The 21,866-nt window shown below is 73.0% G+C and carries 18 protein-coding genes; 10 read left to right on the forward strand and 8 right to left on the reverse strand.

Annotated features, from left to right (window positions below):
- Window positions 1-148: 148 nt before the first annotated feature.
- Window positions 149-439: a ferredoxin gene (locus Dvina_RS36965; protein WP_223105923.1), complete on the forward strand. Its 291-nt coding sequence runs from the start codon at window positions 149-151 to the stop codon at window positions 437-439.
- Between the two features lie 216 nt (window positions 440-655).
- On the opposite strand, the gene Dvina_RS36970 is transcribed toward Dvina_RS36965, so the two are convergent.
- The 3 genes from Dvina_RS36970 to Dvina_RS36980 form a co-directional block, all read right to left on the reverse strand.
- On the reverse strand, window positions 656-1,225 hold the full coding sequence (locus Dvina_RS36970; protein WP_223094089.1) for a hypothetical protein: 570 nt from the start codon (window positions 1,223-1,225) through the stop codon (window positions 656-658).
- Entirely contained in the window at window positions 1,203-2,111 is a 909-nt protein-coding gene (locus Dvina_RS36975; protein ID WP_246656627.1) for a tRNA (adenine-N1)-methyltransferase, read from the reverse strand. Before Dvina_RS36975 ends, Dvina_RS36970 begins: the two co-directional genes overlap by 23 nt.
- A 65-nt stretch (window positions 2,112-2,176) precedes the next feature.
- Window positions 2,177-3,391, reverse strand: coding sequence for a site-2 protease family protein (locus Dvina_RS36980; RefSeq protein ID WP_223094091.1), 1,215 nt, complete (start codon window positions 3,389-3,391; stop codon window positions 2,177-2,179).
- Between the two features lie 70 nt (window positions 3,392-3,461).
- Here Dvina_RS36980 and Dvina_RS36985 point away from each other — a divergent pair, with 70 nt between their 5' ends.
- The gene (locus Dvina_RS36985; protein WP_223094093.1) at window positions 3,462-4,319 is read left to right on the forward strand and encodes a RecB family exonuclease; all 858 of its coding nucleotides are present in this window, start codon (window positions 3,462-3,464) and stop codon (window positions 4,317-4,319) included.
- Window positions 4,320-4,592: 273 nt separating this feature from the next.
- Here the strand turns inward: Dvina_RS36985 and Dvina_RS36990 are convergent, their stop codons facing one another.
- On the reverse strand, window positions 4,593-4,772 hold the full coding sequence (locus Dvina_RS36990; RefSeq protein ID WP_223094095.1) for a hypothetical protein: 180 nt from the start codon (window positions 4,770-4,772) through the stop codon (window positions 4,593-4,595).
- Between the two features lie 406 nt (window positions 4,773-5,178).
- Here Dvina_RS36990 and Dvina_RS36995 point away from each other — a divergent pair, with 406 nt between their 5' ends.
- From Dvina_RS36995 to Dvina_RS37020, 6 genes are all read left to right on the forward strand, one after another.
- Entirely contained in the window at window positions 5,179-6,387 is a 1,209-nt protein-coding gene (locus Dvina_RS36995; protein ID WP_246655569.1) for a sensor histidine kinase, read from the forward strand.
- Between the two features lie 65 nt (window positions 6,388-6,452).
- A complete protein-coding gene (locus Dvina_RS37000) occupies window positions 6,453-7,058 on the forward strand; it encodes a LuxR C-terminal-related transcriptional regulator (RefSeq protein WP_246656628.1) in 606 nt (201 codons plus the stop codon).
- An 86-nt stretch (window positions 7,059-7,144) separates the two neighbouring features.
- Window positions 7,145-7,942, forward strand: coding sequence for an ABC transporter ATP-binding protein (locus tag Dvina_RS37005; protein ID WP_223094097.1), 798 nt, complete (start codon window positions 7,145-7,147; stop codon window positions 7,940-7,942).
- 5 nt (window positions 7,943-7,947) lie between these two features.
- Entirely contained in the window at window positions 7,948-10,503 is a 2,556-nt protein-coding gene (locus Dvina_RS37010; RefSeq protein WP_223094099.1) for an ABC transporter permease, read from the forward strand.
- 176 nt (window positions 10,504-10,679) lie between these two features.
- Window positions 10,680-11,447 (forward strand): ABC transporter ATP-binding protein, encoded by a 768-nt coding sequence (locus Dvina_RS37015; RefSeq protein WP_223094101.1) that lies wholly within the window; start codon window positions 10,680-10,682, stop codon window positions 11,445-11,447.
- A gap of 5 nt (window positions 11,448-11,452) precedes the next feature.
- The gene (locus Dvina_RS37020) at window positions 11,453-14,005 is read left to right on the forward strand and encodes an ABC transporter permease (protein WP_223094103.1); all 2,553 of its coding nucleotides are present in this window, start codon (window positions 11,453-11,455) and stop codon (window positions 14,003-14,005) included.
- Window positions 14,006-14,055: 50 nt separating this feature from the next.
- Here Dvina_RS37020 and Dvina_RS37025 read toward each other — a convergent pair whose 3' ends face one another.
- Complete coding sequence (locus Dvina_RS37025; protein WP_223105927.1) at window positions 14,056-14,694, reverse strand: HAD family hydrolase; 639 nt, start codon at window positions 14,692-14,694, stop codon at window positions 14,056-14,058.
- Between the two features lie 283 nt (window positions 14,695-14,977).
- Between Dvina_RS37025 and Dvina_RS37030 the strand changes: the two genes are divergently transcribed.
- Window positions 14,978-18,220, forward strand: a complete 3,243-nt coding sequence (locus Dvina_RS37030) for a CHAT domain-containing protein (protein WP_246656629.1) — start codon at window positions 14,978-14,980, stop codon at window positions 18,218-18,220.
- Between the two features lie 3 nt (window positions 18,221-18,223).
- Window positions 18,224-18,946: a hypothetical protein gene (locus Dvina_RS37035; RefSeq protein ID WP_223094107.1), complete on the forward strand. Its 723-nt coding sequence runs from the start codon at window positions 18,224-18,226 to the stop codon at window positions 18,944-18,946.
- 63 nt (window positions 18,947-19,009) lie between these two features.
- Here the strand turns inward: Dvina_RS37035 and Dvina_RS37040 are convergent, their stop codons facing one another.
- The 3 genes from Dvina_RS37040 to Dvina_RS37050 all read right to left on the reverse strand — a co-directional run bounded on the left by Dvina_RS37040 (window position 19,010) and on the right by Dvina_RS37050 (window position 21,773).
- Complete coding sequence (locus tag Dvina_RS37040; protein WP_223094109.1) at window positions 19,010-20,149, reverse strand: alpha/beta hydrolase; 1,140 nt, start codon at window positions 20,147-20,149, stop codon at window positions 19,010-19,012.
- Window positions 20,146-20,703 carry a PadR family transcriptional regulator gene (locus Dvina_RS37045; RefSeq protein ID WP_223094111.1) on the reverse strand — a complete coding sequence of 186 codons (558 nt, stop codon included), beginning with the start codon at window positions 20,701-20,703 and terminating at the stop codon, window positions 20,146-20,148. Before Dvina_RS37045 ends, Dvina_RS37040 begins: the two co-directional genes overlap by 4 nt.
- 101 nt (window positions 20,704-20,804) lie before the next feature.
- Window positions 20,805-21,773 carry a ketopantoate reductase family protein gene (locus Dvina_RS37050; RefSeq protein WP_223094114.1) on the reverse strand — a complete coding sequence of 323 codons (969 nt, stop codon included), beginning with the start codon at window positions 21,771-21,773 and terminating at the stop codon, window positions 20,805-20,807.
- Window positions 21,774-21,866: the final 93 nt, after the last annotated feature.

Here is a 21,866-nt window from a genome sequence, read left to right on the forward strand (position 1 = left end):
GGCCCCCTCGAACACGTGCGCCACAGGGTGTTTACAAATCCGAGTCGCTTCAAGGGCCCTATCCAGTACCCTTTCAGCCCTCACTGCGGCGTGTGTCACGGCCCCCTCCACGCTTTCGGGCGGGTCGGGTAGCGTCGGTGGGGTGAGCGTGGAGACTACCCAGGACAGCTTGGACGTGTGGGTCGACCAGGACCTGTGCACCGGCGACGGCCTGTGTGTGCAGTATGCCCCGGAGGTCTTCGAGTTCGACGTCGACGGCCTGGCGTACGTCAAGGGGCCGGACGGCGAGCTGCAACTGGCGCCCGGTTCGCGGGTCGGCGTGCCCTCCCACCTGCGGCTGGAGGTCATCGACGCGGCCAAGGAGTGTCCCGGTGACTGCATCCACGTGCACCGCCGCGAAGACGGCGTGCCGGTCGCCGGGCCGAACGCCGAGGACTGAGGCGTTCGTTTTCCGGCCGCGCTTTGCGCGGGACGGCCATCGGCCCCGCTCGGCGGGGCCCGGCCGCGCTCTGCGCGGCTGTGTTCGGACCGTAAGCAGCGGCGGACCTGGCAGGGAGGCCCCCCGGGGCCGACCGGTCACTGGCGGGAGCAACGGTCCGCAGTCCCGCGGACCCGAGTCTTGAATTTCGCATTGTGCCTATTCAGGCGGGTTCACTCACAGCATCGGCTTGCCGACGAGTGAACTGACCAGCCGGGCGAACTCCTCCAGGCGGGCGATCTGGCCGGCGCCGCCGTCGTCGAGGGTCTTGCCGAAGCGCAGGGCGTCGTGGCGGATGACCGAGCCCGCCTCCTCGGCCGCCACGTTCGCCTCGTCGAGCGACGTGAGCAGCAGATACACGTCGACGCTGTCGACGCGGTGCGTGCCGTTCGGGTTGCGGCTGATCCGGCGGCGGCAGCCGACCTCGGTCACCGCCGAGAGGGCCACCACCCGCAGCGACGAGGTCATCGAGCCCGGCGGGGCCTCCTCCGGCGGGATGTCCTCGCCGTGCCACAGGATGAGGCGGTTGCCGTCGCAGACCACGACCTCCTGCCAGACCCCGTTGACGTCGTTGACGAACCGCTCGAGGGTGAAGCCGAGCACGCTCTGCCCGCGCAGGACGCCGGCCATCGCGTCGAGCGCTATGTCCGGATCGCGCAGGTATGCCCGGGCCGCCGACTCGAGGTCCGGGTACGGCGACCAGTCGGGAAAGACCGCGGGTAGGTCACTGAAGCTCGGTCGGCTCATGCCCCTCGGCCTCCTCGTCTCCCGTTGCGGCCGCGGCCGCCGCGAGCCGCCGGGCCGCGTACGCCTCGGCGCCCTTGCTCGGTTTGCGCCGGCGCGGCGGCGCGGTGACACCGGGTGCCAGCTTGCGGGCGCTGACCAGGAACGCCGTGTGGGCGATCATGCGGTGGTCGGGCCGGACGGCCAGGCCCTCCGCGTGCCAGTCCCGCACCAGACTCTCCCATGCCCGAGGCTCGGTGTACCCGCCATCCTCGCGCAAGGCCTCCACCAATTCCGACAATTGCGGCGTTGTCGCCACATAGCCGATGAACACGCCGCCGGGGATCAGCGCCCGCGAGACGAGCGGCAGGATCTCCCACGGCGTGAGCATGTCCAGGATTATCCGATCAAACCCGGCATCCTCGCATCCGGCCACGTCACCGACCCGCAGGGTCCACCCCGGCTGCGGGCCGAGGAACGCCTCGACGTTGCGCCGGGCGATGGCCGCGAAGTCCTCCCGCATCTCGTAGGACGTCACCGACCCCGCAGGCCCCACCGCCCGCAGGAGTGAGCAGGTCAGCGCGCCGGAGCCGGCCCCGGCCTCGAGGACGCGGGCGCCCGGGAAGATGTCGCCCATGGCCACGATCTGTGCGGCGTCCTTGGGGTAGATGACCTGGGCGCCGCGGGGCATCGACAGCACGTAGTCGGACAGCAGCGGGCGCAGGGCCAGGTAGCCGGTGCCGCCGATGCTGACCACGCTGCCGTCGGGTGCGCCGATCAGCTCGTCGTGGTTGAGCCGGCCGCGGTGGGTGTGGAACTCCTTGCCCGGCTCCAGCACGATGGTGTGCATCCGGCCCTTGGGGTCGGTGAGCTGCACGCGGTCGCCGGGGGTGAACGGTCCCCTCCGGATGACGGCGGACTGGGGCTGGACCCCGGCAGATGGACCACTGCCGACGGCTGTAGGGGCTTCCACGGTCACGTGCTGTTCCTCCGGGCGGTCGGATGCCGTGGCCGCCGGTTGGGGGCCACGAGGGCAAGGAGCTCGGCGCCGCGCAGGACGCCGTGCACATCCTCCCCGGTGACCACCAGGTAGTCGCCGCCCGGGTCGTCCCGGATGGCCTGCAGCAGCTCGGCGCCCCGCAGGTCGCCCGTGAGCACGTGATCCTCGTCGATGCGCCGGGTGACGTCGCCGACGGGGACCCAGGGGCGCCGCTCGGCCGGCACCGCCCGGGCCGACGCGCCGTGCAGGAACCCGACGAGGCTCCCGGCCCCGTCCACGACCGCGACCACCGGCCGGCGCTCGTTGTCGCCGAGCGCGGCGATCCGGTCGGCCTCGGCCAGCGGGGTCGGCTGCGTGACGGCGACGATCGGCCGGGCCAGCTCGCGCGCGCTGAACGGCGGCAGCTTGCCCACGGCCTTCGCGTGCCGGATGGCCTGCCCCGCCCCGACCCACATGGTCAGGGCCACGAGCAGGGTGAAGAGGATGCCGAAGTACCCGTGGACGAGGGGCGACCACAGCAGCAGGACGGCCACGGCGGCGGTACCGAGGGCCAGGAGCCGCCCGACCCACCCGGCCACGATCCGCCCGGTGTTGGCGTCCCCGGTCAGCTTCCACACGAGCGCCTGCAGGGCCCGGCCGCCGTCGAGCGGCAGCCCGGGCAGCGCGTTGAAGACCGCGACGACGATGTTGGACAGGGCCAGCTGGAACGCGAACGTCTCGGCGAGCCCGCCCGGCGGCAGCACCGCGGCGGCCCCGGCCGCGAGCAGCCCGATCGCCAGGGAGACGGCCGGCCCGGCGAGGGAGACGTAGAGCTCGACGCCGGGGCGCGGCGCCTCCTTCTCCATCTCGGTGTAGCCGCCGAGCATCTCCAGGGTGATCCCCCGCACACCGATCCCGCTGTGCCGGCTCGTGAAGGCGTGCCCGAGCTCGTGGAGCAGCACAGAGATCAACAGACACACCACGAACCCGAACCCGACGGCCAGCCCGGCGGTGAGGGTGAGCGCCTCGGAGCGGCTGGAGAGGTACTGGCCATACGTGATCGTGATCAGCGCGGCGAGCAGCAGCCACGAGGGCGCCAGGAAGATCGGGACGCCGGCGATCCGGCCCAGCCGGATGCCCGAGCCGCGCTCCTGGGGCTCCGGCCGGGCCTTCGGCGACGCCGGCGCGGATGCCGTGCGGTGTTCGTCCATTGCCCCCGATGCTACGTGGAAAGAAGGGCGAAACCAGTTTTTGTCGTACCCCCCGTTTAACCTCTGGGGCATGACGGTGCCCGTTACCTCCGCCCCCGAGGCCGCCCTGCCTACTTTGTCGCCGTCGCGCGCCGCCGACTTCAAGACCTGCCCGCTGCTCTACCGGTTCCGCACCATCGACCGCCTGCCGGAGCGCCCGACCCCCGACCAGGCCCGCGGCACGCTTGTCCACGCCGTGCTCGAGGTCCTGTTCGACTCCCCGGCCGGCTCCCGGACCCTGGAGCAGGCCGCCGCCCTGACCGCCCCGCAGTGGGCCCGGCTCGTCGAGGAGGAGCCGGAGCTGGCGTCGATCTTCACGGGCAGCGCTCTGACGCTCGAGCAGTTCCTGGTCGAGGCCCGGGAGCTGCTGGGGGGCTACTTCTCCCTCGAGGACCCCAACCGTCTGGAGCCCGCGGACCGGGAGGCGTATGTGGAGGCCACCGTCGACGAACGGCTGGTCATCCGCGGCATCATCGACCGGCTCGACGTGTCCCCGGCCGGGGACGTCCGCGTGGTCGACTACAAGACGGGCGGGGCGCCGCGGGAGGCGTTCGAGGCCCGGGCCATGTTCCAGCTGAAGTTCTATGCGCTGGTGCTGTGGCGGACCCGCGGGGTGGTGCCTCGGGTGCTGCGGCTGATGTACCTGCGGGATCAGGAGGTCTGCGACTTCGCGCCGGACGCGGACGACCTGGTCCGGTTCGAGCGGACGTTGCTGGCGCTGTGGCAGGCGATCGAGGCGGCCACGGCGTCCCGGGACTTCCGCCCGAAGCCGTCGCGGCTGTGCGCGTGGTGCTCGCACCAGGCGCTGTGCCCGTCCTACGGCGGGACTCCCCCGGCGTTCCCGGAGCCACGCGTCCCGGTGGATTCGGTGGTTGTCGAGCGGGACTGACCCCCGGGGGGTTCGCGCGGTCGAGCTCAGGGCCCGGGGGTGAGCGGCCCGCGGATGTGGCTGGGCGAGCGGGTGCCTCAGCGGCCGGGCCTCACTCACTCACCACCGGCTTCGACGCGGCGCAACGGGGTGCGGCGGCGTCCGGCGGCCTGGCGACGACAGCCCGGATCGTGCCTCATGACCAGGGGCCGCGAGTCACACCTGGTCGAGCGGCCGGGCATCTCCTCGGCGGCGGCGAGCAACGAGGTCGCGGGGAAGGTGGCCTCACCGGCTTCAGGTGGCGAAGTCCAGCTCCACCTCGTCGGATCGCCGGCACTCGCAGGGCGGGGTGAGCGCGTAGTCGGCGTCCGGGTCGGGGCGGCCGGAGCGCAGGCGGTCGCCCCGGGCGTCGGGCATCTCGTGGACGGCGCCGGTGCGGCGGCGGCTCGGGTCGGCCTGCGGCGGGATCGTCACGCGAAACTCGGCGCCGGCCGCGGGCAGGTCCGGCCGCGGGTAGCACTCGCTGTGGTTGCCGCCGACGTCATGGACTTCGAGGACGGACCAGTACCTATGGGCGGCGGACCTCGGTGCACACCACGACGGCGCGGTGGCCGGCCGGTCCGGTGGCGATCAGCACCGACGGGCCGCTGTTCGTGTTCGGGGCGCGGCTGGACACGACGGGACCGGGCGCACCGTCAGCAGCATCGGAGGAACCACCCCGATGCGAAGGAGCGCCATGACCGAACCCCATCGACACCCCGCGACCCGCCGCCGCGCCGGCCCGGGTCATCCTTGGCGCGTGGCGGGTCGTCCTTGAGGATGAGAGGCTGTCGCGCGCGGCGATGAACGCGGGGCGCCTCGGGGCCGATACCGTCGGAGTGTGGGTGCGGTGAGGCGGTTCTTCGGGCGGCGGGGGGACCCGTTCGCGCAGGATGTCGTGCTCGCGCTGGCCTGGCTGGCGGTCGGGGCGTTCTTCGAGGTCGTGGCGCAGCAGGCGTTCGGGGTGTCGGACCCCGGGGCGCAGTTCGTCTACGACGCGCTCGGGCTCGTGGCCGTGGCGATCCGGCGGCGGGCGCTGTGGGTGGCGGTGGCCTGGACCGGGCTGCACATCCTCGTGCCGTTCTTCGTCGGGTGGGACCTCGTCAACGGCGGGATCGCCGTCATTGTCGTCACCTATACCGCGGCCGCGAATCTGCCCATTCGGCAGGCGTTTCTGGCCGCGGCCGCCATGTGGGCGCCCGGTATCGTATTCGCTGTCGTGTTCGGGCGCACCGGGGGCACCGCGTTCTATCCGGACACCAAAATCTTCGTGCTGTTCAATTTGATGAGCGCGCTGGTGTGTTTCACCGTCGGGCGGACCGTGGCCACCCGGCGGGCGTATATCGCGGCCCTGGAGGATCGGGCCCGGACGGCGGAGAATACGCAGGCGGCGCTCACCGAGAAGGCGGTGGCCGAGGAGCGGCGGCGCATCGCCCGGGAGCTGCACGACGTCGTGGCGCACCACGTGAGCGTCATGGGGGTGCTGGCCACCGGGTCACGGCGGATGCTCGGGCGCGACCCGGCCGCCGCCGACGAGGCCCTGGCCACGATCGAGGAGACCGGGCGGACGGCGCTGCGGGAGATGCGGCGGCTGCTCAGCGTGCTGCGGACCGCGACCGAGCCGGCCGGGGAGCTGGCGCCGCAGCCGGGGCTCGGCGGGATCGAGGGTCTGGTCGAGCAGATCCGGGAGGCCGGGCTGCCGGCCTCGCTGCACGTGAGCGGGGAGCCGGGAATTCTCGACCCGGGGGTTTCATTGACGCTGTATCGCATTGTTCAGGAAGCGCTCACGAATGCGCTCAAACATGCGGGAGCGGCGACTGTCGAAGTGCGGCTCTCGTTCACGCCGGCCGACGTGACGGTGGAGATCTGCGATACCGGGCGCGGGCCGCAGCTGGGCACGGCGGCGGTCGGGCACGGATTGCTGGGCATGCGCGAGCGCGTGATGTTGTACGGCGGGACCCTGCGGACCGGGCCGCGGCCCGGTGGCGGATATCGTGTGCATGCACGCATTCCGATTGAGGCGCCGGTAGAGAGGCAGTTGGCGAATTGAGCGAGGCCCGACCGATCCGGCTGTTGCTCGCCGACGACCAGCCGCTGCTGCGCACCGGGTTCCGGATGGTGCTCGGCGGCGAGCCCGACCTGGACATCGTGGCCGAGGCCGGTGACGGGGTCGAGGCGGTCGAGCTGGCCCGGCGGCTGCTGCCCGACGTGGTGCTGATGGACATAAGGATGCCGCGGATGGACGGGGTGGCGGCGACCAGGGCGATCGTCGATGCCAAGCTGCCGGTCCGGGTGCTCATCCTGACCACGTTCGACCTGGACGAGTACGTCGTCGGGGCGTTGCGGGCCGGGGCCAGCGGGTTCCTCGCCAAGGACGTGCCGGCCGACGACCTGGTCATCGCCATCCGGACGGTGGCCGCCGGCGAGGCCGTCGTCGCTCCGCGGATCCTCAAGCGGCTGCTGGACAAGTTCGCCGACGCGCTGCCGGACCCGTCCGCGCAGCCCCCGCGTGACCTGCGGGTCCTCACCGATCGCGAGCGCGAGGTGCTGGTACAACTGGCGCGGGGTCTGTCGAATGCGGAGATCGCGCGGGCACTGTCCGTGAGCGAGACGACGGTCAAGACGCACGTGGGGCATGTGCTGACGAAGCTCGGTCTCCGCGATCGGGTGCAGGCCGTCGTCCTCGCGTACGAGACGGGACTGGTCCGCCCCGGGTCGTGAGGTCGTTCTCGGGGACGAGTTTCCGGGCGCGGCGCGGCCTTAGCGTGAAGTGGACAACGAGGACCACTCCACGAGGGGGAACGAGCGTGACCACGAACGTCACGGCTGGAGGCGGCATCGCCGCCCGTGCGGCCGACGTCTGGAAGGTGTACGGCAGCGGCGAGGCTCAGGTCATCGCGCTGCACGGGGTGAGCGTCGAGCTGGAGCGCGGGCACTTCACCGCGATCATGGGGCCGTCCGGGTCCGGGAAGTCGACACTGATGCACACGCTCGCGGGCCTCGACTCGGTCACCCGCGGCGACATCTTCGTCGGTGACACCCGGCTCACCGGGATGTCGGACAAGGCGCTCACCGATCTGCGCCGGACCAAGGTCGGCTTCATCTTCCAGCAGTTCAACCTGCTGCCGACGCTGACCGCCGAGGAGAACATCCTGCTGCCGCTGTCGATCGCGGGGCGCAAGCCGGACAGCGCGTGGTTCGACACCGTCATCAAGACGGTCGGGCTCAGCGACCGGCTCGGGCACCGGCCCAGCCAGCTCTCCGGCGGTCAGCAGCAGCGGGTGGCGTGCGCCCGGGCCCTGGTCTCCCGGCCCGAGGTGATCTTCGCCGACGAGCCGACCGGCAACCTGGACTCCCGCTCCGGCGCCGAGGTGCTGTCGTTCCTGCGCAACTCGGTGCGGGAGTTCGGCCAGACGATCGTCATGGTGACCCACGACCCGAACGCGGCCTCCTACGCCGACCGGGTCATCTTCCTGGCCGACGGCCGCATCGTCGACGAGCTGCGCGACCCGACCGCGGAGGCGGTGCTCGACAAGCTCAAGGGCCTCGACAGCGCCGGCTCCATGGACCTGGCCCCGGCTCGGCTCGCGGACGAGGTGGCCTGACCGCCATGTTCAAGGCGACGCTGAAGAGCCTGCTGGCGCGCAAGCTGCGGCTGACGCTGTCGACCCTCGCGGTCGTGCTGTCGGTCATGTTCGTGTCCGGCTCGCTCGTGCTCACCGACACGCTCGGGCGCACCTTCGACAACCTGTTCGCCAACGTCTACACGTACACCGACGTGCAGGTGAACGCGAAGCCCCCGGTCCAGCAGGACGGCGGCAGCAACGACAGCACACCGTTCCCGGCGGCGACCGTCGACAAGATCAAGGCGATGCCGGGCGTGGCCGACGCCACCGGCGGGGTGTTCCTCAACGGCGCGACCCCGATCGGCAAGAACGGCAAGGTCATCGTCAACCAGACCCTCCAGCAGTTCGGCGGGGGCTGGAACGGCGAGGACCAGCTCGTGCACCTGTACCAGGGCCGGGGCCCGCAGACGGACAGCGAGATCGTCATCAACAACGGCCTGGCGACGACCGCGAACGTCAAGGTCGGCGACACCATGGACGTCATCACCCGCGACCAGCAGCGCGCCACCTACACGATCGTGGGCACGATGCAGTACGCCGGTGGCCGGGACTCGATGGCCGGCGAGAGCGCGATCTTCTTCACCATCGCCAAGGCGCAGTCCGCGATGCTGGGGGCGCCCGGGGAGTACAACTCCGTCGATGTGAAGGCGGCGGCCGGAGTCAGCGACGAGCAGCTGCGGGACACGGTCAGGGCGGGCCTCGGCGACCAGTTCGTCGTCAAGACCGGCAAGGAGCTCTCCGAGGAGTCGAGCGCGGGCATCAAGAACCTTCTGAAGTACGTCAACTACTTCCTGCTCGGCTTCGGCGCCGTGGCCCTGCTCGTGGGCGTGTTCCTGATCCTCAACACGTTCTCGATCATCGTCGCCCAGCGCACGCAGGAGCTGGCCCTGCTGCGGGCCATGGGGGCGGCCCGGGGCCAGATCCTGCGCTCGGTACTCCTCGAGGCCGTGCTGATCGGCGTGGTCGGCTCGGTCTTCGGCTTCCTGGTCGGGCTCGGCCTCGGCGCGCTGGGGGCGCGCGGGTTCGTCAGCCTGGCCGACGGCGCCCAGGTCGCGAGCCTGGGCTTCCCGCCCTCGGCGATCATCGCGTCGTTCGTGATCGGCATCGGCGTGACGGTGGTCGCGGCCCTCATGCCGGCGCTGAAGGCGTCGCGGGTCGCCCCGATCGCGGCGATGCGGGAGTCGGCCACGCCCGACCGCCCGCTGACCCGGCTCACCATCGCCGGCGCGGTCGTCACCGCCCTGTCGGCCGGCGCGCTGATCTGGGGCCTGGCCGGGGCCGGTGACGCCACGCTGCTGCTGGTCTTCGGCGGTGTGCTCGGCGTGATCATCGGCGTCGCGCTGCTGACCCCGATCATCTCCCGGCCGCTCGTCGCCGCGCTCGGTGCGGCACTGTCCTGGTCGGTGCCGGGCAAGCTCGGGCGGCGCAACTCCTCCCGCAACCCGCGCCGCACCGCGATCACGGCCGGCGCGGTCATGGTCGGCATCGCGATCGTGACGGCGATCAGCACCATCTTCAGCTCGCTGTCCACGGCGCTCGGCGACGAGCTCAACAAGCAGCTCGCCGCCGACGTCATCGTGCTGGGCCAGTCCTCCACGCCCGACGTGCCGGCCGTCATCACCGACGAGCAGCTCAAGGGGCTCGAGGCGCTGCCGCAGGCGCAGACCGTCGCCGCGGCCGCCACCGGCGCGGTGCTGGTCGGCGACAAGCCGGACTTCGTCGCCTCCTACGTGGACCCGGCCGCCGTCGCGACAGTGCTCAAGGTGAAGGCCGAGGAGGGCCGCATCGACCGGCTCGGCCCGGGCGAGTTCCTCGTGGACCGCAAGACCGCCGACGCCCGCAAGTACAAGCTCGGCGACACGATCGACGTGACGTTCGCCAAGGGCCAGCACAAGACGCTGACGCTCGTCGGCATCTCGAGCGCGTCGAGCGTCAGCAGCGGCGGGATCGTCGTGGACTACGCCGACGCCCGGGAGGGCTTCGCGTTCCCGCAGGCGTCGCAGGCCTTCATCGCGATCAGGGACGGCACCTCGGCGACGGGGGTCAAGGACGCCGTCAACGAGGTGCTGAAGGACAACCCGAAGGTCCAGGCGTACACCAAGGACGAGTTCATCAGCACCAACCAGCAGGGGCTCGACTCGGTCCTGGTCATCGTCCAGCTCCTGCTGCTGATCGCGCTGTTCATCTCGGTGCTCGGCGTCATCAACACGCTGCTGCTGTCGGTCATCGAACGGACCCGGGAGCTGGGCATGCTGCGGGCCGTCGGCCTGCGCCGGGGCCAGACCTGGCAGATGGTGACCACGGAGTCGATAGTCATCACCGTCTTCGGCACCGTGCTGGGCCTCGCGGTCGGCGCCGGGCTGGGCGCGGCGATCGTCACGGCGCTGAAGGACGTCGTCGGGTTCGGCGCGGTCACCCTGCCGTGGGGACTCATGGTGGCGTACTTCTTCGTCTCGATCCTCGTCGGCGCCATCGCGGGTCTCATCCCGTCGGTGCGGGCGGTGCGCCTGAACGTCCTGGGTGCGATCGCATACGAGTAGGTCCTGCTCGGCGTGCGTGTCTGAGAAAGCTGTGCGGAGCCCGGGTCGGGGTCATCCCTGACCCGGGCTCCGGGCTGCTCCCCACCTGAATATCCGTGGCCGCGTCTACCTGCAGGTGGACGCTTCTTCCCCCGGCGGCCGAGACGATATGGGCACACCATTCACCAGGGGGAATCATGACTGCATCGGTTGCGACGCGCACCGAGGTGGCCGCGAAGGCGGTCGACGTCTGGAAGGTCTACGGCTCCGGCGAGGCGCAGGTCAACGCGCTCGCGGGAGTGTCGGTGGAGCTGGAGAAGGGCCGTTTCACGGCGATCATGGGCCCGTCCGGCTCCGGCAAGTCGACACTCATGCACTGCCTCGCCGGGCTCGACGCCGTGACCCGCGGGCAGGTGTACGTCGGCGACACGAAGATCACCGACCTGTCCGACCGGGGGCTGACGAACCTGCGGCGCAACAAGGTCGGCTTCATCTTCCAGCAGTTCAACCTGCTGCCGACGCTGACCGCCGAGGAGAACATCCTGCTGCCGCTGTCCATCGGCGGGCGCAAGGCGGACCCGGCCTGGTACAGCACCGTCATCGACACGGTCGGCCTGCGCGACCGGCTCTCGCACCGCCCGAGCCAGCTCTCCGGCGGCCAGCAGCAGCGCGTCGCCTGCGCCCGGGCCCTGGTCTCCCGGCCCGAGGTCATCTTCGCCGACGAGCCCACCGGCAACCTCGACTCGCGCTCCGGCGCCGAGGTCCTGTCGTTCCTGCGCAACTCGGTCCGCGACTTCGGCCAGACGATCGTCATGGTGACCCACGACCCGGTCGCCGCCTCCTACGCCGACCGCGTCGTCTTCCTCGCCGACGGCCACATCGTCGACGAGCTCCACGCCCCGACCGCCGACGCCGTCCTCGACCGGCTGAAGCGCCTCGACACCGCAGCCGGCAAGGTGGCCTGAACACCATGCTGAAGGCCACCCTCAAGAGCCTGCTGTCGCGCAAGCTGCGCCTGACGCTCTCCGGGCTCGCGGTCGTGCTGGGCGTCATGTTCGTGTCGGGCGCGTTCGTGCTCACCGACACCCTGCAGCGCTCGTTCGACAGCCTCTTCTCGTCGGTGTACTCGGGCATCGACGTGCAGGTCACCAAGAAGCCGGCGCTGACCGCGGCCGGCTTCGACGGCCCCGACTCGCAGGCCGCCACCATCCCCGCGGCCGAGGTCGACAAGGTCAAGGCGGTCGCCGGTGTGGCCGGCGTGACAGCGAACGCCTCCACCGACGGCGCCCGGGTGATCGGCTCCGACGGCAAGGTCGTCACCACGTTCGGCCCGCCACGCCTCGGCGAGAACTGGGTGGGCGAGACGGACCAGCTCAAGCTGCGCGAGGGCCGGGCCCCGAGCGCCGACAACGAGATCGTCGTCAACAAGGCCCTGGCCGACGCGGCGAAGATCAAGGTCGGCGACGACGTCGGCGTGCTCACCCTGCAGCCGAAGAAGACCTTCAAGCTCGTGGGCGTCTTCGGCTACAGCGGCGACCGCGACTCCCTCGGCGGCTCGCTCGAGGTCATGTTCACCACCCCTGTCGCCCAGGAGCTCATGCTCGGTCAGCCGGGCGTCTTCAGCAGCATCGACGTGCGGGCCGGACCCGGCGTCACCCCCGAGCAGGTGCGCGACCGGGTCACCGCCGCCCTCGGCGACGGCTACCAGGTCAAGACCGGCAAGCAGCTCTCCGACGAGACGTCCAAGGACTTCCAGCAGGGCCTCGGCTTCTTCAACAACATCCTGCTCGGCTTCGCCGGCGTGGCGCTGTTCGTCGGGACGTTCCTGATCCTCAACACGTTCTCGATCATCGTCGCGCAGCGGACCCGCGAGCTGGCCCTCATGCGGGCCCTCGGCGGCAGCCGCGGCCAGACGCTCGGCTCGGTGCTCACCGAGGCGGTCGTCATCGGCCTGTTCGGCTCCCTGTTCGGCCTCGCCGCCGGCATCGGCATCGGGTCGCTGCTGGCCCTGCTCTTCGGCAACGTCACAGGCGTGCCGCTGGCGTCGATCGGCGTCCCGGCCGCGGCGGTCATCAGCTCGTTCGTCGTCGGCATGCTCGTCACGATCGTGGCCGCGATCATGCCGGCCCTGCGGGCCAGCCGGATCGCGCCGATCGCCGCGCTGCAGGAGGTGTCCACGCCCGACCGGCCGCTGACGAAGCTCACGGTCAGCGGCGCGCTCGTCGGCGCGGCCGGCGGCACCCTGCTCGGCCTCGGCCTGAACGGCACCGGCAGCGACAACACCACGCTGTGGCTGATCCTCGGCGGCGTGCTGATCACGTTCATCGGCGTCGCGCTGCTCACCCCGCTGCTGTCCCGGCCGATCGTCGGCCTGCTCGGCCGGCTGTTCTCGTGGTCGGTCCCCGGCAAGCTGGGCCGGCTCAACTCCGGCCGCAACCCGCGCCGCACGGCGATCACCGCGGCCGCCCTCATGGTCGGCGTGGCCCTGATCACCGGCGTGAACGTCATCATCGCGTCGGCCAAGTCGAGCCTCAGCCAGCAGGCCGAGAAGGACGTCACCGTCGACCTGATCATCTCCGGTGACGGGGACCAGAACGGGCCGGCGACCTTCGACGCGGCCGTGATGACGGCGGCCGCGAAGATTCCCGGGGTCTCCAGCTCGGCGTCGGAGTACTGGGAGTACGGCCAGGTCGGCGCGGAGCGCCACTCGGTCTCCGCGGTGCCTGACGCGGCCGCCTGGGCGGGGATGTTCAAGCTCCAGGCCCAGCAGGGCGTGCTGCAGTTCACCGGCAAGGACCAGGCCATCCTCGACCCGGACACGGCCAAGGAGCACGGCCTGGCGGTCGGGCAGAGCGTGGACATGCGCTTCACCCACGGCGACGTGCACCACGTGACGGTGGTCGGCATCTACACGAAGAGCAACGTCGCCGGCGGCATCATCGTCTCGCCGGACATGATCCCGGACTTCCGCATCCAGCAGCCGTCGTGGGGCTACCTCAAGGTGGCCGCGGGCACCGCTGTCGCCGGCGTCCAGCAGCAGGTCGACGCCCTGCTGAAGGACAACCCGGAGGTCTCGGTGGCCAACCGCGCCGAGTACGTGGCGGCCCAGTCGGCCCAGTTCGACCAGCTGCTCACGATGATCCAGATGCTGCTGGCGCTGGCGATCCTCATCGCGATCCTCGGCATCATCAACACCCTCGCCCTGTCGGTGCTGGAGCGGACCCGCGAGCTGGGCCTGCTGCGGGCGGTCGGCATGCGCCGGGGCCAGACGATGCGGATGGTCACCGTGGAGGCGGTCGTCATCTCGGTCTTCGGCGGCCTGCTCGGCGTCGCGGTCGGCGTCGGCCTCGGCTCGTCGGTGGTCCAGGCGCTCAAGAGCGACGGCATCACCCAGCTGGCGTTCCCGTGGTCGCAGATGGCGACGTACCTCGCCTACGCGGCCCTGGCCGGCGTCATCGCCGCCGTCCTGCCGTCGATCCGCGCGGCCCGGGTCAACGTCCTGCAGGCCATCGCGCACGACTGACACGTCGATCGGGGGCGGGCGCCCGCGGCTGCGGCTGCGGGCGCCCGTTGTCAGGCGACGAGCTTGCGCAGGAAGTCGATGTCGACGTCGAGCAGTGAGCCGACGAGCGTCACGCCTTCAGGATCAAGAGCGACCTCACATGGTACCGCCAGCACGGCGCACCCGGCCGCCCGCGCACTGGTGATGCCGTTCGGGGAATCCTCCACCGCGACACAGCTGCGCGCCTCGGCACCCACCATCGCCGCGGCCGTGAGATAGGGCATCGGGTGCGGCTTGGTGCTGTCGACCTCGTCCCCGGCCACGATCGCGTCGAAGTGCTCGGCCCCGATCGTCAGCAGCGCCACGTCGACCAGATGCCGATGCGTGGCCGTCACCAGGGCCAGCGGCACACCCGCCGCCTTGAGCGCGCCGAGCAGCTCCTTCGCCCCCGGCCGCCACGGCACGCCCCCGCGGAACAGCTCCTTGACCCGCTCCTCCAGCCACACCACCGACTCGTCCATGGCCGCCCGCGTCACCGGCAGCCCGAGGTCGGCGTGCAGAATCCGCATCGAGTCGCTCATGTTCGTCCCGACCATCGCACGCCGCGCCCGCGCCGACAGCGCCCGCCCGTGGTGCTCGGAGAGCTCACTGAGCCCGATCTCCCAGACCTTCTCGCTGTCCACGAGGGTCCCGTCCATGTCGAAGAGCACCGCCTGCATCACCACACCGGCGATCCTGCCAACTCCTGGTTGCCGCAGCGGCCGGCGACCCCGGTTAGGTGCGCAAACTCACGACTCGCGGCCACCGCCCGCCGCCGGGCGCCGCGGTGCTCGAAGGCTGCCGGGCCGCCGCGGCGGGAGGCCGGCGGGTCAGCGGCCGGTGGAGCCGTCGAGATGCTCGCGGCGGCGGCCGGGAGTTCTGCCGGTTCGGCAACACCGTCACCGGATCGGCGGACTGATTCCGGGTCGGCTGTCGGGTTCACTGGCAGCCGTGATGGGGCGTGGGCCGCAGGGGCGGGTGCGGCTGGCGGTGTCGTCGGTCGAGGTGCTGGAGCCGGTGCGGCCGGGCGCGGGGTTCCGGCTCTCGGGGTCGGCGCGGCTGACCCGGGTCGTGCGGAACGTGGTTGACGGGATGGAGCTCGCATGGTGGGCGGACGGTCGGGTGCAGCCGTTTGCGCCGTCCACGTTCGCGGGGCGATGGGTGCGCGGCGGCGGTGTCTTCCGGTTCACGGCGGCGGCCGGGCATCCGAGTGGGGTGTGGGACACGTTCGACGGGGTGGTCCTCGACGGTGAGCCGGTGGTGCACATCGTGCACGTGCTCGGGGCGCGGGCGGTGGTCGCGTACGTCCGGGCCGTCTGCACCGTCCTGGGCGATGACCCGGGTGCGTGGGGCGAGCCCGAGCTGCCCGACGGGGCGCTGCCCAACGCCGCGCCCGAGTCCGCGCTCGACGTGGACTTTCCGTTCTATCGCGTCGCCGGCACCACCGAGCGGGGATTGGCGCTGGCCGGGCGGCTGGTGCTCAGCCCGCACGAGGGCGGGCGGTTCGGGTTCACCCTCGGGTGCCGGGACGAGGCCGGGTCCGCCATCGTGCTCTGGAACGGGCGGGACCTCGAGCGGGCCGGGCACGTCAGGGGTGCGCGGATCAGTGTCACCGCCCGGCGCGAGGGGCTGCCCGACTTCTCCGTGGACGGGCGGCGGATCCGGTTCGACGAGGCGTCGCTCGACTTCGGCTTCGAGCCCGGCGAGCACCGGGTCGGCGGGGTGTTGACGCTCGGCGACGAGCTGCGGCTGCCGTTCGCCGGGGTGCTGCGCGGGCGGGACGTGCAGCGGCTGCGGGAGCGCATCGCCCGCCCGGACGCGGCGGGGCCGTGGGTGGCGATGCTCGGGGCGGCCGGTGCGGTGGGCGGTCCGGCGCGGCCCGGTGCGCCCGGGCCGGCACTGGTGATGACCGGGCCGGACACGGTGGCGCGGCTGGCGCCGGCGCTCGACCTGCTCGTCGGGGTCGGACGGGTCGACGGCGGGGCCGGGTTCCAGGCGTGGCGGCGGGCGGCTGACCGGTACCCCATCCAGGATTTTGATCTTGACGATCGCGATGCGCTGCGGTTTCTGGGCCAGGATCTGGCGGTGGCCGGGCGGGCGGCGGAGGCGGCGCCGCTGATGCGGCGGGCGGCCGCGCTGCTGGCCGGGGGCGAGCCGGATCCGATCGGGCTGGCGCTGCTGCTGAACCACCAGGTCAACGTCGCGTTCGCCACCCGGGACTACCCGGGCCTGCTCGAGCACCTGCGGGCCGCGGTCGTGATGCGCGGGCGGCTCTCGTCGGCCGCGATGGTGCAGGACGCGATCAGGCCGATCGCCCGCACCCTCGAGCAGGCGCACGACGTGCTCGGCTCGTTCGCCGCCTACCTGGAGGCCGCCGCGCAGCGCGCGCCGGCCGGGGTCGCCGCCGCGTACCCGCCGCTCACCACCGCCGTGCGGGAGTCCCTCGACCTGCTGGCCGAGCTGCACCGGCGGGCCGACGGGCCGGCGAGCGGGCCCGACCCCGAGGACGCGGCGGCCATCGGCGCGCTGGCGGACGGGCTGGCCCGGGCGCCGCAGACGCTGAGCGCGCTCGCCGATCGGGCCCTGGCCGGCGGTGCGGGCGCGGTGGCCGCCGTGGCGCACCTGGTGGCCGCCCGCGACCGGCTGATCGGCATGTTCGCCAACGGGCGGTTCGCGGCCGCGGCGCCCGGCGCGATCGAGGACGCCGAGGCCCGCTTCCTCGACGCCGTGCACCGCGACGCGGCCGCGGTGCCGGGGCTCGACCTGCTGCTGCGCGTGCAGATGGAGACCGGGGTCGCCGTGCACTCGGCGGCGTTCCAGGTCGCCGAGTCGAGCCGGTACCTCACCCGGGCCGACCCCCTCGCCGCGCTGGCCGATCGGCGCGGCGGCAACCGGGACGGCGCCGCCCGGCTGGCCGGCTACGTGGAGCAGTGGCGCGGGCTGCTCGACCAGGACCGGGACCGCATCCTCGCCGTCGAGGGCGCGCTGGAGTTCTACGACGCGCTCGTCGGTCTGCTGCTCCAGCTGGGTGCGGTCGAGGAGGCGCTCGTCGCGGCCGAGCTGGCCCGGGCCCGGGCCACGGCCGACCTGCTCGGCGCGCCGGACGCCGCCGCCCCGGCCCCGGGCGTGGCCGAGATCCGCGCGACGGTGGCCCGGCTCGGGCACTGCGCGGTGGAGTACTTCGTGCGACCGGACGAGCTCGTCACCTGGGTGATCCGGCCGGACGGCGAGATCCGCTGCCACCGCCATCCGGTCCCGACCGGCCCGCTGCGCGACGCGGTCGCCGAGCTCGACCGGCTGATCGAGCGGCGCACCGGGTGTGCGGCCGGCGAGGTGGCCGCCGTCGAAGCGGCGATCACCGGGCTGCTCGACCGGCTCGGCGAGCACGTGTGGCGGCCGGTCGCCCCGCTGCTGCCGGACCACGGACCGGTCACCGTCATCCCGCACCTGTTCCTGCTGCGGGTGCCGTTCGCGGCCCTGCCCGACCGCGCCGGCGGCCGGCTGATCGAGCGGCGGGCCCTCACCACCGTGCCCGCGCTGTCGCTCGTGGACCGGCTGCTCGACCGGCGGCGGCCGGACGCCCGCGCCGGCGGCCTGCTCGCCCTGGTCGACCCCGAGCCCATGCCGAAGCCCGGGCTGGCCCCGCTGGCCTGGACGCGGCGGCACTTCGGCGACGTGGCCGCGCTGTTCCCGGCGGCCGGCCGCGACGTGCGCACCGGCGCCGCGGCGAGCTACGCGGCGCTGCGCGAGGCCGGCCCGGCGGCCGGGGTCGTCTTCCTGGCCACGCACGCCGAGGCGGCCGACGGGGCGCGGCCGGCCGCCGAGTCGTACGTCGCGCTGGCCCCGTCGGACGCCCACGACGGGCGGCTGGGCCTGGACGACATCGCCGGGCTCGGCCTCGACTCGCCGCTTGTCGTCCTCTCCGCCTGCCACAGCGGTGCCGGCCCGGTCACCGGCGACGGCGTGCTCGGCGTGAGCCGGGCGTTCCTCGTCGAGGGGGCGGGCGCGCTGCTGCTCACCCAGCACCGCGTGGTCGAGGAGGCCGCCCTGGGGCTGGCGTACGGGTTCCTCGAGCGCTGGCGGGCCGGGGCGCGCACCGACGAGGCGTTGCGCGCCGCGCTGTGCGACCTGCTCGCCGACTTCGCCGACGACACCGCGATGTGGCTGCCGTTCACGCTCTACGGGACCGGAGACTGACCCTTGATCGAGATCCCCGGCGGACCACTGCCCGACGACGCCGTCGCCGGGCACGAGACGCTGTACTCGCAGAGCCAGACCCTGGGCCCGGACGGCCGCCCCCGGCTGACCGCCGAGGGTGGGGTGCGGTTCGGCCGACCGGCCGTGTACCCCCTCACCCGCAACGACCTGACCGCCATGACCAGGCGCCGCCCCGACCTCGACGGCCGCGCGTTCGACATCGTCGAGTTCCCGTTCGACCTCGACCCGCTGCCGGGCCGGCGCCAGTACGCCCGGGCCGACTACGTCGTCACCGTGACCACGGCCGGCGTGGTCGCCCGGAGCCTGTGGCCGGCCGACGTCTCCGGCCCGGCCGACGTCGACCGGGCCCGCGTCTTCTCCGTCGGCGCCGACCTCGCGTTCGCCGGCCGGGCGGACCCGGACGGTCCGACCTTCCGGTACCGCGACCTCGAACCGGTCATCACCACCCGCGGCCTCGGGCAGAGCCTGTTCGGCTGGGCGTTCCACGCGCCACCCGGCCGCCCGCTGGCCACGAGCAGCCGCAGGGTGTTCGCCCTGCTGGAGCGCGCCCACGACGAGCCGGACCTGACCGGCACCCTGTTCGTCAGCACCCACGTCCACCGCCGGACCCTGCCCAGCGCCGGCCCGGTCGAGGCCCACACCCGCACCCGCCCGTTCCGCCTGGACACCGCCTACGGCACCTTCACGCTCGCCGAGCCCACCTGACCGTCGGCACCACCCATTGCCGCGATCGCCCGGCCGCCGGCCCACCGCTGCTGACGAGCGCCGCTACCCGGCGGTGGCGTGGCTGACGAGCCAGGGGCCGACGGTGTCGACGCTGCGGTCGATGATGCCCAGGTGGTCGGTGGCGGCCACGACGCCGGTGGTCGCCAGTGGGGCGTGGGCGGCCCACGCGGTCACCTTCGCGGCGTCGAAGACCTCGTCGTCGGCGCCGATCCAGACGCCGACGGGCTGGGGCGTGCGGGCGAGGACGGTGGCGCTGTCGCCGGCGTCCTGGGCCAGCGCCATCGCGGGGGTGTAGCGGCTCACCAGGCCGGCTCGGTCGATCTCCTCCTGGGTGTAGGCGAAGCTCACCGCGTAGGTGTGGGCGTCGAGCAGGCCGTTGCTCAGGACGTCGGCGATCAGCACCCGGTGGCTGAGGGTCACGAAGTTGGCGGCGCCGGACCGGCGTTCGGTGCCGGAGTGCAGGCCGAAGTCGGGGGCGAGGTAGACGTAGCCGGCGAGGTCCCGGGCGATGCGGTCCTCGCTGTTGAGGACCAGCCCGGCCCCGGCGGAGTGGCCGCCGGCGAACTCGGGCAGCGCCGGGTGGGCCCGCTTCACGAACGCCACCGCGGCCTGCGTGTCCGCGAACATGCGCCGCGGGCTGGGGGCGTCGCCCCGGCGGCCGCCGGACCGGCCGTGGCCGCGCATGTCGAAGAGGTAGGTGGCGATCCCGTACCGCGCGGCGAGCTGCCGGCCGAAGTCGAGGTAGCCGGCGCCCGCGTTGGCCCCGGAGCCGTGGTAGAACACGAGCGTGGCCACCGGATCGGCCGGGATGTCGGCGAAGTAGGCGAGCTTCGTCCCGTCCGACGCCGTGAGGTAGCCGGTCGGCTCCGGCTCGCCCGGTGTGCGGGCGCTCTGCGCGTTGCTGAGCCCCGAGGCCGCGGCCGACGCCGGGAGGTCGGGCGGCACCAGCGCCACCGCGACCGCCAGGCCGGTCAGGACGGCCAGGAGCGCGGCGGTGACGGCCACCGCCCGCCCGCCGCTGCGGCGTCGCCGCCACACCAGGACCCAGCTCAGCAGCCCGGCGGCGACCAGCGCCACGCCGAGCCCGGGCACCGGAGTATCGGCCTGCGGGCCGAGCTCGACGGTGCCGCCGACGACGAGGGCGTATCCGGCGAGTGTCGCAAGGACCCGGGCGGCGCTCACTGCGCGCTCCGGCGGCGCAGCTCGGCCTCGAGCGAGTCGCACCAGTCGATCGCCGCCTGCGCGAAGCCGATGCCGTGGCCGCGGATGAAGTCCGGGGTCGGCAGCGCCGCGGCCCGCTCCAGCGCGCTCCAGCCGGCGGCCGGCGTGACCGCCTCCAGGTGCTCGCGGAACTCGCGGAAGTACTGCCGCCGCTCGGCGACGAGCCGCAGCGCCTCCCCCGGATCGAGCTGCGCCGCGAACAGGATCTTCACCAGGTTCTCGTCGCGGATCTGCAGCGGCGCCGACGGTGCGCGCACCCAGTCCAGCAGCGCCCGGCGGCCCTGCGCGGTCAGCCGCCACACCTGTCGCGCCCGCGGCCCGCCGCCCTCGTCCACGGCCTCGATCAGCCCGCCGGCGGCGAGCAGCTTGAGCTGGGGATAGAGCTGGCCGTCGCTGACCCCCCAGAAGTACGAGACGGCCCGCCGGGCCGCCTCGCGGATCTCGTAGCCGGACCGCGGATGGGCGGCCAGGAACCCCAGAATCGTCCGCCCGGTGGGCGTCACCTCGTCGACCACGACGCTAACCCCTCTGCCAGAGCTATCTCTGCCAGAGACATTACGGCCGCAGACCACGCCGCGGCGACCACTGGCCGATAGCCGACAGCGGTGCCGGGCGCTCAGCGCCCGGCGGACCCGTCGATGGCCGCCCGCAGCTGGGCCGGGGGCATGCTGCCGGGGGCGGCGCCCCGGGTGGCGGCCTCGATGACCAGGCGGCGGGCGGTCTCGTTGGCCGGGGCCGGGGTGTCGTGCAGGCGGCCCAGCAGGACGATCTCGCCGTTGAGGTAGTCGGCCTCCACCTCGCCGGTCGCGCGGGCCAGGCTCTGCCAGGTCGAGCCGCCGCCCCGCTCCTGGCCGGCCACCGGAACCAGCTGCAAGAGGTCACCGCGGCGTTCCCGGTCCTCGGCCGCGCTGGCGTATTCGATGCCGGCCGCGCGCAGGACCGCCTCGCCCTCGGCCCGCAGGAGCGCGGCCAGCTCGTCGGCCGCCTCGGACCGGCCGCACAGCGCCTCGACGGCGTTGCCCAGGTTCATCAGGAGCTTGGTGTACTTGCGGCGCATGATGTCCGGGCGGGCCTCGCAGACGAAGCCGGCCTCGACGAGGTGGGCGGCGATCGCCTCGGCGCGCGGGTCGACACCGCCCGGGATGCGGCCTATGTCGAGGATGCCGGGGATCGGCGCGCACTGGGCCACGACGACACCGGGCTCGAGGTGGGCGGACGGCAGCATGACGCAGACGCCGTACACGTCGGGGAACAGGCGCAGCGCGGCGCGCTCGTTGGCGACGCCGTTCTGCAGGCACACCACCGGCGTGTCGCGGGGCAGCCGGGTCAGGAGCGACTCGGTGGAGTTGCTCTTCACGGCCAGCACGGCCACGTCGCCGGCGCGCCAGTCCACCTCGGCCGGCGTGGCGAACGCCGGGAGGTGGTGGCGGGAGTCGCCGCCCGCCTCACGCAGCAGCAGACCGTCGCGGCGGATCGCCTCCAGGTGGGCGCCGCGGGCGACAAGGGCGACGGCCGCGCCCGCGCCGGCCAGGCGGCCCGCGACGACACCGCCGACCGCGCCCGCTCCAATGATCACGAATCGCACGCCCCCGACCGTACCCACTCCGCCGGCCGGTTCCACATACGACGGCGACTCGTAGCGGCCGGGCGTGCTGGCACGAATGGGGGATCTCTTCTA

This window comes from Dactylosporangium vinaceum, from assembly GCF_019904175.1.
GTDB lineage: Bacteria > Actinomycetota > Actinomycetes > Mycobacteriales > Micromonosporaceae > Dactylosporangium > Dactylosporangium vinaceum.

Coding starts and splice junctions, on each gene's coding strand:
- Dvina_RS36970 (WP_223094089.1), bottom strand. CDS start 1,225: ATGAGCCGACCGAGCTTCAGTGACCTACCCGCGGTCTTTCCCGACTGG.
- Dvina_RS36985 (WP_223094093.1), top strand. CDS start 3,462: ATGACGGTGCCCGTTACCTCCGCCCCCGAGGCCGCCCTGCCTACTTTG.
- Dvina_RS36980 (WP_223094091.1), bottom strand. CDS start 3,391: ATGGACGAACACCGCACGGCATCCGCGCCGGCGTCGCCGAAGGCCCGG.
- Dvina_RS37000 (WP_246656628.1), top strand. CDS start 6,453: ATGGTGCTCGGCGGCGAGCCCGACCTGGACATCGTGGCCGAGGCCGGT.
- Dvina_RS37020 (WP_223094103.1), top strand. CDS start 11,453: ATGCTGAAGGCCACCCTCAAGAGCCTGCTGTCGCGCAAGCTGCGCCTG.
- Dvina_RS37030 (WP_246656629.1), top strand. CDS start 14,978: ATGGGGCGTGGGCCGCAGGGGCGGGTGCGGCTGGCGGTGTCGTCGGTC.
- Dvina_RS37010 (WP_223094099.1), top strand. CDS start 7,948: ATGTTCAAGGCGACGCTGAAGAGCCTGCTGGCGCGCAAGCTGCGGCTG.
- Dvina_RS37015 (WP_223094101.1), top strand. CDS start 10,680: ATGACTGCATCGGTTGCGACGCGCACCGAGGTGGCCGCGAAGGCGGTC.